Raw genomic sequence first — 8,517 nt, forward strand, 5'->3', positions numbered from 1 at the left:
AGCTCGGGATCGTCCTGCAGAGCGCGACGGACGCCGCGACGCTGACGGTCCGCGAAGCCGTGCAGCACTACGCGAGGTACTACGGGAACCCGCGTGACCCGGAGGAGGTCATCGACCTCGTCGGGCTCACCGAGAAGGCCAGGTCCCGCGCCGGGACGTTGTCCGGCGGTCAGCGGCGGCGGCTCGACGTGGCGCTCGGCATCATCGGGCGGCCGGAGCTCGTCTTCCTCGACGAGCCGACCACGGGCTTCGACCCCGAGGCGCGCCGGCAGTTCTGGGGCCTGATCAAGCTGCTGGCCGCCGAGGGCACCACGATCCTGCTGACCACGCACTACCTCGACGAGGCCGAGGCGCTCGCCGACCGCGTGGCCGTGCTCGCCGGGGGGCGGATCGTCGCCGAGGGCACGCCGCAGACGCTCGGCGGACGTGCGCACGCCGACGCCACGGTCCGGTGGCTGACCGATCGCGGCTACACCGAGGTCAAGACCTCCGAACCGACCAGGGTCATCGCCGAGGTGTCCCGCGGCGGCGAGCTGGCCGAGCTCACCGTCACCCGTCCTTCGCTGGAAGACGTCTACCTGGAGCTGATCAAATGACCACGCCGGTCCTGTCCAAGACGGCCTCGGCCGCGGCGGCCGCCCTGCCCTCCACGCTGTCGCTCGGTCTCGCGAGGGGTGCGACCGAGCTGCGGGAGTTCTTCCGGCAGAAGGAAAGCCTGATCTTCACGGTGTCGCTGCCCGCGATCCTGATGCTGCTGCTCGGCACCGTCTACGTCTCCGAGCCGTCGCACGGCCAGATGTTCGCGGCCAGCATGATCGGCGCCGGCATCATCTCGACGTCGTTCGTCGGGCTCGGCATGAGCGTCGTCGCCGACCGCGAGGACGGGACGCTCAAGCGGTTGCGCGGCACGCCGATGCCGTTCGCGTCCTACTTCATCGGCAAGGTCGTCCTGGTCTTCGTGTCGAGCCTGGTCGAGGCCGCGCTGCTGATGGCGGTGGCCGTGCTGCGGTTCGACGTCGAACTGCCGTCGACGGCGGAGAAGTGGTTCACGTTCGGCTGGGTGTTCACGCTCGGCGTCATCTCGTGCTCGCTGATCGGCGTGGCGCTCAGCGCGATCGCCAAGAACACCCGCAACGCGGCGGGCGTGCTGAACCTGCCGTACATCGTGCTCCAGTTCCTCAGCGGTGTGTTCATCATGCAGACGGCTCTGCCGGAGTCGCTGCGCACCGTGGGCTCGCTCTTCCCGCTCAAGTGGGTGTGTCAGGGTTTCCGCTCGGTGTTCGCACTGGACGACGGCTACGCGGTCATGGAGGCGGCGGGATCATGGGAGCTCGGGAAGATCGCGCTCGTGCTCGGGGCGTGGACGATCGCGGGCCTGGTGCTCGTGAGCAGGACCTTCAAGTGGAGCAACACCAGCAGCTGACGACCTGGTACGTGCTCTTCGCACTGACCCAGGTCACCACGATCACGCTGGTCCTGGTGGACGCCAACCCCCTCGCCGACAGGCTGTCGGCGGCGGGGTTGCTCGTCCTGAACGGCCTGTGGTTCCTCGCCTTCGGCAACCGGCTGCTCAGGTCCGGGGTCGAGGACTGGCACGGCTTCGTCTACGCGGTGGGCTCGCTGGCCCTCTGGGCTCCCGCGGTCTGGCTGAGCGGCAACGCCACGTTCGCACTGTTCGGCCTGGTGCCGCAGATCTACATGGTGCTGCCGGCGACGTGGGCGTTCTTCCCGATGGTGGTCTTCGTCTTCACCCCGCAGCTCCTCACCTGGCTGGCCGGCGCCGACGCCGCCCTGCCCTGGCCCGCGGCGCTGCTGATCGTCGGTTTCTCGCAGGCGTTCGGGTGGGCGGTGAGCCGGATCGCGCAGCAGAACAAGCAACGCGGTGAGCTGCTGGAACGCATCGAGGCCCTGACCATCGAGGCCGAACGGGCGCGGTGGTCGGCGGACATCCACGACACGCTGGCCCAGGGCTTCACCTCGATCATCACGCTCCTGCAGGGCGCGCAGCCGAACGTCGAGCTGGCGCTGCGGACCGCACGGGAGAACCTCCGCGAGGCGCGGGCGCTCGTCGCCTCCAACGCACCGTCCCCTTTGGACGGATCATCGCTGGAGGACGCGCTGCGGAGGCTGCTGGCGAGTGCGCCGCTGCCGTCGACGTTCCGGGTGATCGGCGACCCCGTACCGCTGGCGACCTCGGTGGACGTGGTGCTGTTGAGGACCGTTCAAGAGGCGCTCAACAACGTGACGAGACATTCGGGGGCGTCACGGGTGGACGTGGTGATGCGGTTCGACACCGACGGCGTGTCCCTGGAGGTGCGCGACGACGGACGCGGGTTCGGCGACGCGCCGGAGGGCTTCGGCCTGCGGGGCATGCGCGCGAGGCTCGAGCAGGTGGGTGGCACGCTGTCGCTGTCGAGCGACGAGGGTGCGTCGGTGCTGGTGGAGGTGCCGCTGTGATCAGGATCCTGCTGGTGGACGACCACCCGGTGGTGCGCCAGGGCCTGAAGGGGATGCTCGTGGCGGACGACCTGGAGGTCGTCGGTGACGCGGGCTCCGGCCAGGAGGCGGTGCTGAAGGCCGCCGAGCTGAAGCCGGACGTCGTCCTGATGGACCTGCGCATGCCGGAGATGGACGGGGTGGCCGCCACCGCGAAGATCGTCGGCACCGGGCCGCGCGTGCTGGTCCTGACCACGTACGAGACCGACTCGGACATCCTCCGCGCGGTCGAGGCCGGCGCCTCCGGCTACCTGCTCAAGGACTCGACGACCGAGGACCTGATCGCGGCGATCCGGGCGGCGTCGTGCGGCGAGACCGTGCTGGCGCCGTCGATGGTCGCGAAGGTCGTCGGCCAGGTCCGCACCCCGCCGCTGTCCGCGCGGGAGGCGGAGGTGTTGCGCCTGGTCGCGAAGGGTCTGTCGAACGTCGAGATCGGCCGGTCGCTGTTCATCTCGGAGGCGACCGTCAAGACCCACCTGCTGCGGGTGTTCAACAAGCTGGGCGTCTCGGACCGGACCGCCGCGGTCACCACAGCGCTGGATCGGGGGATGTTGCAGTGACCCAGGACACCCGGCTGACATCTCCCGTCCATCAGCCTGCAACACTGTGAACTCCGGCAACGGCGCCGGTCACAGGTCCCTGAAGATCGTCAATCGCCCCGGAGGCGTGACCACATGACCCAGACCGCCGATCCGACCTCGTTGGTGCTCCCCGCCGAGCTCAAGCCGTCCGACGGCCGCTTCGGCTGTGGACCGTCCAAGGTGCGTCCCGAGGCCGTCCAGGCCCTCGCCACCGAGGGTGCCGCGCTGCTCGGCACCTCCCACCGGCAGAAGCCCGTCAAGAACCTCGTCGGCCGCGTCCGCTCCGGACTGCGCGAGCTGTTCCAGCTCCCCGACGGCTACGAGGTCGTGCTCGGCAACGGCGGCACCACGGCGTTCTGGGACGCGGCGTCGTTCGGGCTGGTCCGCGAGACCGCGCAGCACTTCACCAACGGCGAGTTCTCCTCCAAGTTCGCGAAGGTCACGCAGACCGCGCCGTTCCTGAAGGACTCGCTGGTCACCAAGGCCGAGCCGGGCACCGCCCCCGAGCTGTTCTACGCCGAGGGCGCCGACCTGGTCGGCTGGGCGCAGAACGAGACCTCGACCGGTGTCGCGATGCCCGTCACGCGCATCGAGGGCTCCGGCGACGCGCTCATCGCGATCGACGCCACGTCCGGCGCCGGCGGCCTGCCGGTTAAGGCCGAGGACTTCGACGTCTACTACTTCGCGCCGCAGAAGTCGTTCGCCTCGGACGGCGGCCTGTGGCTCGCGCTCATGTCGCCGGCCGCGCTGGCCCGCGTCGAGGAGCTCAAGGACCGCTGGGTGCCGGAGTTCCTGTCGCTGCCGACCGCGCTCGACAACTCCACCAAGGACCAGACGTACAACACGCCGTCGGTCGCCACGCTGTTCCTGCTGGCGCACCAGATCGACTGGATCAACGGCAACGGCGGCCTCGACTGGGCCGTCGCGCGCACCAAGGACTCGTCGGACCGCCTGTACTCCTGGGCCGAGAAGACCGCGTACACCACGCCGTACGTCGAGAAGGCCGCCGACCGCTCGCAGGTCGTCGGCACGATCAACTTCAACGACGACGTGGACGCCGCCGTGGTGGCGAAGGTGCTGCGCGCCAACGGTGTCGTCGACGTCGAGCCGTACCGCAAGCTCGGCAAGAACCAGCTGCGCGTCGCGATGTTCCCGGCCATCGAGCCGGACGACGTCACGATCCTGACGCAGGCGATCGACTGGGTCGTCGGCCAGATCTGAGCTCCTCCGCACCTGGGGCGCACCGGCTTGCTCGCCGGTGCGCCCCAGGGCTTTTTCAGGCGAGTGCCTCCGTGGGCGACTGTCGCGCCGCCCGCACCGCCGGGTAGACCCCGGCGACGGCACCGATGAGGACCGCAGAGCCCACTCCCCCGAGCAGGGCCGGCCACGGCAGCGCCGCGGGCCACCGCTGGCTGATCGAGTACCCCGCCGTGACCGCGATCCCGACGACCACCCCGACCAGCCCGCCGAGACCGGACAGCAGCACCGACTCGGTGAGGAACTGCCACCTGACCTGACGCCGGGTCGCCCCGAGCGCCCGCCGCAGACCGATCTCCCTGCGCCGTTCCAGCACCGAGATCACCATCGTGTTGGCCACGCCGACGCCACCCACCAGCAACGCGACTCCACCCAGTCCCAGGAACAGCGCGTTGTAGGAGCTCTCCGCCAGCTGCTGTGCCTCCAGCGCCTCCGACGGCCTGGACACCTTGACCTCGTTGGACTTCTGCGGGTTCAACGTCGGCCCGAGCAGGTTGCGGACGTTCTCGACCTGGTCGGGGGACGTGCGCACGTAGACCGTGTTCGCGTTGCCCTCGAACCCGAACGCCTCCTTCGCCACCTCCCACCCGACGAGCGCGGATCGGTCGATCTCCGGCGACAGCGGCAACGGCCCGAGGATCCCGACCACGGTGAACCACTGGCCGTCGATCCACAGCTGCACACCGGGCTTGTCCACGCCGAGCCGCGAGGCCGCGGTGCCCCCGAGCACCACCGACTTCTCGCCGGGCGAGAGCCACCGCCCCGCGCGGACCTCGGCGTTGAGGACCTTCAGCAGGTCCTGCTCCGCCGCCTGCACCTGCAACCCGAGCGTGTCGCTGGACGGCACGAGGTCGTTCTTGCGGACGTTCGCGCTGATCTTGCCCGTGGCGCTGGCCGCCGACACCGCGCCGATGCGCTTGGCCATCGGCACCGCCGTCTCCGGCAGCTTCGCGTCGGCGCCGAAGAAGTCCTGGCCGGGCGCGGCGGTGAGGAGGTTGGTACCCAGCTTGGACATCTTGTCGTTCAGGGCCGCCGCGCTGGAGGCCGGGATGCCGACGACCGCGATCACGGCGGCGATGCCGATGGCGATGCCCAGGGCGGAGAGGACGGCGCGGACGGGGCGGGTCCGCATGCCGAAGAAGCCGAGGCGGAGGAGGTCCATCAAACGATCACCCCGTCGCGCACCTCGACGCGGCGCGGCGCCCACGCCGCGATGTCCCGGTCGTGCGTGATCAGCACGATCGTCGTGCCGTCGGAGTTGAGGCTCTCCAACAGCTCCAGCACGCCGGCGCCGTTCTGCGTGTCCAGGTTCCCGGTCGGCTCGTCGGCCAGCAGGATGCCCGGCGTGTTCACCACGGCACGGGCGATCGCGACGCGCTGGCGTTCGCCGCCCGAGAGCTCGTGCGGTTTGTGCAGAGCGCGGTGGATCAGCCCGACTCTGTCCAGAGCGGACATCGCGAGAGCCCGGCGCTTCGAGCGCGGGACGCCGGCGTAGACGAGGCCCGAGGCCACGTTCTCGATCGCCGACAGGCCCTCGGTGAGGAAGAACTGCTGGAACACGAACCCGATCGTGCGGGCCCGCAGGGCCGACAAGGCGTTGTCCGACAACGAGGACACGTCGTGGCCGTCGATCTCGACGCGGCCCGTGGTGGGCTTGTCGAGCGTGCCCATCAGGTGCAGCAGGGTCGACTTGCCCGAGCCGGACGGGCCCACGATCGCGAGCATCTCCCCGCCCCCGACGGTCAGGGAGACGTCGCGCAGCGCCTGCACACCGCCGGGGTAGGTGCGGCTCGCGTGGTCGACGGTGATCACTCGGTGGTCACCACCTTCATGCCCTCGCGCAGGCCTTCGCCCCGCACCTCGACCTGGCCCTTGGCGAAGACGCCGACGGTGACCGGGATGGTCCTGCCGTCGTCGGTGACCAGGCCGTAGCCGCCCTCGGCCAGCGCGAGCAGGGCGCCGATCGGGACCGCGAGCACGTTCTGCTTCTTCGCCACGGTGAACACGGCGGTGACGCTGCCGCTCTCGACGCCCTCGACGGCCTTCGGGTCGTCGACGGACACCGTCAGCACGATCTTCGGCTTCTGGCCCTGGTTGGGGTCGCCGGCGGTGCGGGTGATGCCGGTGATCGTGCCGGTGGTGGGCTTGCCGCCGGTGATCGACAGCTCGACCTTCTCGCCCTGCTTCGCCAGGCGCTGTTTGGACTGCTCCAGCTCGACGGTCACCGCTCGCTCGGTGCCGGTGACCTTCATCAGTTCGCCGCCGGCGGGTGCGCCGAGCTGGGTGTTCAGCGACGCGACGCGGATGGCGCCCGGCTGGACGACCACGTCGCCGGAGCCGAGCTTGCCGGTCTGCTCCAGGCCGTTGGCCTTCTGCCACTTCTTCAGCGCGGTGGCGGTGTAGTAGGTGAACCTGTCGTCGGGGGTGCCGAAGTCGGCGAACCCGAGTGCGGCGAGGTTCTCCTCCACCACCTTGACGTCCGGGCCGTTCGACATGCCCTGCTCCAGGTCGCGGTAGAGCGGGATTTCGCCGTAGAACAGCGGCACCGGCTTGGCGTCCGAGTGGAAGACCGGCTTGCCCCGCTCGACGACGTCGCCCTGCTTCGGCAGGCCCGTGACGGTGCCGCTTTTCCGGCTGGCCAGCGCTCGTTCCGCGCCGTGGCCGAGCTGGCCGGTCACCGACTGCTGGTCGGCCAGGTTCGTCCTCTTCACCTGCGCGGTCTTCGCCGGGTTGTTCTGCAACGGCGCGGCGTTGGCCTGGTTGGAGGCGACCCTAGTGAGCACCACGACCCCGCCGGTGCCGAGCACCACCGCGGCGACGAGCGCGGCGATGACGACCTTCCTGTTCACGCGGCGCTTCATCCGGCCGGCCTCGCCGCGACCATGCCGCCCTCACCCAGGCCGCAGTCCTTCATGTCCTGCTTGACCTTGTCGTCCTCCATGTCGGGCAGCTCGATGGCCTCGCCGACGGCGCCACCGCCCTCGAACTTCGGGTCGGGCCAGTTGTAACCCCTGTCGCGCATGCACTTCGCCTGCTGGCGCATCTTGTCCTGCTCCTCTGGCGACGGCGGCTTGAACTCGCCGCCGTTGGGCAGGTACTGCTTGCACGCGTTGTGGGCGTTCGACATCTTGTCGCCGTCGTCCGCGCTGCCGCCGGGGATGGCCATCGTGATGCCGTTGCCGTCGCCCTGCGGGTCCGGCATGTCGATGCCGTTCTCCCGCATGCACTGCGCGAACTTGACCATGTCCGCCCTGTTGTCCTTCTTCTGCTCGTTCTCCGCCGGCTTGCTACCGCAGGCGGTCAACGCCATCAGCACGGCGAAGAGGAGCGCGGTGGTTTTCTTCACGGCGACAGGTCTACGGAGGCCGTCATTCGACCGCGTTAAGCGAAAGCCCTTATCCGGCGCTTATGCCCCTCGCGCGGAAAATGGGCGCCATGCGTGTGCTGGTGGTCGAGGACGAACAGCTGCTCGCGGACACGATCGCCGAGGGACTGCGCAGGTTCTCGATGGCGGTCGACGTCTGCTACGACGGCGAGGCGGCGCTGGAACGCGTCGGCGTGCACGCGTACGACGTCGTGGTGCTCGACCGCGACCTGCCGTTCGTGCACGGTGACGACGTGTGCAAGGCGGTGCACGCGTCCGGTGGCGAGGCGCGGGTGCTGATGCTGACGGCGGCGGCCGAGGTGGACGACCGCGTCGCGGGCCTCGGGCTCGGCGCCGACGACTACCTGACCAAGCCGTTCGCGTTCGCCGAGCTGGTCGCGCGCGTGCAGGCGCTGGGCCGCCGGGCCCGTCCCGCGTTGCCGCCGGTGCTCGAACGCGCGGGCGTGACGCTGGACCTGCCCCGGCACCAAGCGGCGCGCAACGGCAGGTTCCTGCCGCTCTCGCCGAAGGAGTTCGCGGTGCTGGAGGTGCTGATGCGAGCGGAGGGCACCGTCGTGAGCGCGGAGGAGCTGCTGGAGAAGGCCTGGGACGAGCACGCCGACCCGTTCACCAACGCCGTGCGGGTGGCGGTGATGACGCTGCGTCGCAAGCTGGGCGCGCCGCAGGTCATCGAGACCGTGCCCGGCGCCGGCTACCGGTTCGGGTCATGACGCTGCGGACCAGGCTGACGGCCTGGTACGCCGGGGTGTTCCTGATCGCGGGCATCGCGCTGATCGGTCTCAACTACTGGCTGCTCGC

At 70.0% G+C, this 8,517-nt stretch carries 10 protein-coding genes; 6 read left to right on the forward strand and 4 right to left on the reverse strand.

Features of this window, described 5'->3' with window-relative positions; genetic code table 11:
• The 5 genes from VF330_RS33475 to serC form a co-directional block, all read left to right on the forward strand.
• A partial coding sequence (locus VF330_RS33475; RefSeq protein WP_330855715.1) for an ABC transporter ATP-binding protein occupies positions 1-596 on the forward strand: 596 nt, incomplete at its 5' end.
• Entirely contained in the window at positions 593-1,423 is an 831-nt protein-coding gene (locus tag VF330_RS33480; RefSeq protein ID WP_330855716.1) for an ABC transporter permease, read from the forward strand. The genes VF330_RS33475 and VF330_RS33480, both read left to right, overlap by 4 nt.
• Complete coding sequence (locus VF330_RS33485) at positions 1,402-2,457, forward strand: sensor histidine kinase (RefSeq protein ID WP_330855717.1); 1,056 nt, start codon at positions 1,402-1,404, stop codon at positions 2,455-2,457. The genes VF330_RS33480 and VF330_RS33485 overlap by 22 nt, the downstream gene beginning before the upstream one ends.
• The gene (locus VF330_RS33490) at positions 2,454-3,056 is read left to right on the forward strand and encodes a response regulator transcription factor (RefSeq protein ID WP_330855718.1); all 603 of its coding nucleotides are present in this window, start codon (positions 2,454-2,456) and stop codon (positions 3,054-3,056) included. Before VF330_RS33485 ends, VF330_RS33490 begins: the two co-directional genes overlap by 4 nt.
• 114 nt (positions 3,057-3,170) lie before the next feature.
• Complete coding sequence (gene serC, locus VF330_RS33495; RefSeq protein WP_330855719.1) at positions 3,171-4,298, forward strand: phosphoserine transaminase; 1,128 nt, start codon at positions 3,171-3,173, stop codon at positions 4,296-4,298.
• A gap of 55 nt (positions 4,299-4,353) precedes the next feature.
• On the opposite strand, the gene VF330_RS33500 is transcribed toward serC, so the two are convergent.
• The 4 genes from VF330_RS33500 to VF330_RS33515 are packed head-to-tail and all read right to left on the reverse strand — an operon-like array spanning position 4,354 to position 7,680.
• Complete coding sequence (locus VF330_RS33500; protein WP_330855720.1) at positions 4,354-5,496, reverse strand: ABC transporter permease; 1,143 nt, start codon at positions 5,494-5,496, stop codon at positions 4,354-4,356.
• Positions 5,496-6,146: an ABC transporter ATP-binding protein gene (locus VF330_RS33505; RefSeq protein WP_330855721.1), complete on the reverse strand. Its 651-nt coding sequence runs from the start codon at positions 6,144-6,146 to the stop codon at positions 5,496-5,498. The genes VF330_RS33500 and VF330_RS33505 overlap by 1 nt, the downstream gene beginning before the upstream one ends.
• Positions 6,143-7,183 carry a peptidoglycan-binding domain-containing protein gene (locus tag VF330_RS33510; protein ID WP_330855722.1) on the reverse strand — a complete coding sequence of 347 codons (1,041 nt, stop codon included), beginning with the start codon at positions 7,181-7,183 and terminating at the stop codon, positions 6,143-6,145. The genes VF330_RS33505 and VF330_RS33510 overlap by 4 nt, the downstream gene beginning before the upstream one ends.
• A gap of 8 nt (positions 7,184-7,191) precedes the next feature.
• Positions 7,192-7,680 carry a hypothetical protein gene (locus tag VF330_RS33515; protein ID WP_330855723.1) on the reverse strand — a complete coding sequence of 163 codons (489 nt, stop codon included), beginning with the start codon at positions 7,678-7,680 and terminating at the stop codon, positions 7,192-7,194.
• An 89-nt stretch (positions 7,681-7,769) separates the two neighbouring features.
• On the opposite strand from VF330_RS33515, the gene VF330_RS33520 reads away from it, so the two are divergent.
• On the forward strand, positions 7,770-8,429 hold the full coding sequence (locus tag VF330_RS33520; protein WP_330855724.1) for a response regulator transcription factor: 660 nt from the start codon (positions 7,770-7,772) through the stop codon (positions 8,427-8,429).
• The last annotated feature ends 88 nt before the right edge of the window (positions 8,430-8,517 follow it).

This window comes from Lentzea sp. (genome assembly GCF_036380075.1).
GTDB lineage: Bacteria > Actinomycetota > Actinomycetes > Mycobacteriales > Pseudonocardiaceae > Lentzea.